Below are 2,350 nucleotides of genomic sequence, written 5' to 3'. Positions count from 1 at the left end.
GCCACTCCAACAACAGCAGGAGATATTGGTGGAGAAAATGCCATTATCAAGCAGACAACAGCACCAACACACCTTGCAGGCAGAATGTGGTTAGATACATCTGTTACTCCTAATATCCTTAAAAGAAGCACAGGAAGTGCATGGGTGAATGCAACCCCAACCACAGCCAGTGAAGTAGGAGCAGAGGGTTCTATTGTTAAACAAACTACTGCCCCAACACATGTTGTAGGTAAGTTATGGCTTGATACATCTGTTACACCAAACATTTTAAAGAGAAGTACAGGTTCAGCATGGGTAAATGCTACTCCTACAACAGCTAGTGAGGTTGGTGCAGAAAGCACTATCTACAAACAATCAACTGCCCCTACACACCTTGTAGGAAGGCTATGGATGGACACAAGTGTTACTCCAAACATCATGAAGAGAAGTGATGGTACAAACTGGATTAACTTGTCACCAACACAAGCAAGTCATATTGGTGCTTATTCTACTACTGAGATAGATGGAAAAGTGGTTGATGCTAACTGGTATGCTTCTGCAAAATCCAATGGTAACTTGATTAAGAACATCTTTGGCATGACATTGCCTTCAACATATGCTTGGCTTGACAATGTAACATTACCAGATGGCACAAGAGGAAGGGTAGTACAAAAGAAATTCCTAGCTAACTCTGCTATTAACAATAATGGTTGGTTAATGGATTGGATTGTTGTTGACCCAAGAAAAACCTATCTATTGGAGTTTTGGGTACAAGCAAAAGACACCAATTCAAGATATTACTATGGTAGAGAAGAAGCAACTGATGCAGGTGTGGCAAATGATGCAGGAAATGGACCATATATTGTAGCAGGTAGAGTGCCAACAGCAGGAGATGTGGGAGTATGGAGAAAGCACTATGCTTTGATTCCACCATATTATGCAGGTGCAGATTTAAGCCATACAACAGACCAATCTAGCTTTACACCAGACACAGAGTACAAGTTTTGGGATGCAAACACAGCACAGATTCAGATTAAGACTTACTTAACATATCAGCCTACTGCTACCCTTGATTCAGAAATGTATGCAACAGGCTTTGGTCTATATGAAGTTGGTTCTGCTGATGGATTATATGATTCAATAGCATCACTAGACAGCAAGATTGAGGACAAGACTGACCCTACTAAAATCATTGAAACTGTTATTTATGCAGAATCCTTCACTAGTATTCTTTCTAATAAGGCAAGTGTAGAAGATATTTCTGACATGGCAACAGGAACACAAGTAACAGGTGTTAAAGACACTGTAACTAAGTACATTGATGGAAGATTGGATGATGAAGGTGGAATCAATGAGAAAATCAATGCTGTTTCTGCTTCATTAACAAAGACAGCTAATGACATTAGTGCTAAATTCACATCAATGGGTGGTATTAACCTAGTTAGAAATAGCATTGGTTATGCAGGCACAGACCTTTGGACAATCAGTGGTACAATGAACACCCTTCAAAACCAAGAACTTGAACAGCTTGGATTTGGTTCTGGATTCTATTCAGCACTAAACACAGGTGGTTACATTGAACAAAGAATACCAACCCATGTTGGTGAAACATATTCTTTATCATTCTGGATGAAGAAATCAGTGGACAATGCTACTAATGGTTGGGCAGGGATTGATGTCTATGAGAATGGTGTTAAGAAAGCCTTCATTGGTAGAGGTTCAGCAGGTGGAGTGACAAGTGGATATGAGTTAGGTCTTTACACTTTCAGCACTCAATACAGTGAAATCACTATTAGAATAACTGTTGGTTCAAGTGCAGATGCCATCATTTCTGGTCTAATGCTAAATGTGGGTGAAGATGCCCTTCAATGGCAACATGCTAATGGTGAGATTTACAACACCAATGTTCAGATGAACTTGAATGGTATCAAGGTTATCAATGGTCAAACACAAGGATATACCATCATGTCACCACAAGAGTTTAGTGGCTATGCCTTAGTAGAAGGTACTATGCAAAGGGTATTCACCCTAAATGGTGACACAACAGAGGTCACAAAAATTGATATAGACAAGGAAATCAACATGTCACCACTGAAAGTAATCCCTATTGTTTCAACAGCAAGCAATGGGTGGGCATGGATTCCATCCAATTAACAATATGGTCTATCAGTATTACTTATTATGTAACAGTAGTAAGTAATACTGCTGTCCATTATGAATACAATTAAAGGAGTTTGATATATATGGCTTTGAGTGGTTCTTTTTATACAACAGTAGCCACAGGTTATAGATTGCAGTTAGAGTGGACTGCAACACAAAACATTACTGCTAACCAATCAACAGTAACAGCAAAATTATACTGGATGTCTTT

Annotated in this window: 1 protein-coding gene; it reads left to right on the top strand. The window is 39.1% G+C overall.

Features of this window, described 5'->3' with window-relative positions; genetic code table 11:
• On the top strand, nucleotides 1–2,133 hold a 2,133-nt coding region (locus BR30_RS37370; RefSeq protein ID WP_026565872.1), incomplete at its 5' end, for a hypothetical protein.
• Nucleotides 2,134–2,350: the final 217 nt, after the last annotated feature.

The sequence above is a fragment of the Bacillus sp. UNC41MFS5 genome (genome assembly GCF_000686805.1).
This window is presented reverse-complemented; position numbering and strand designations above follow the sequence as displayed.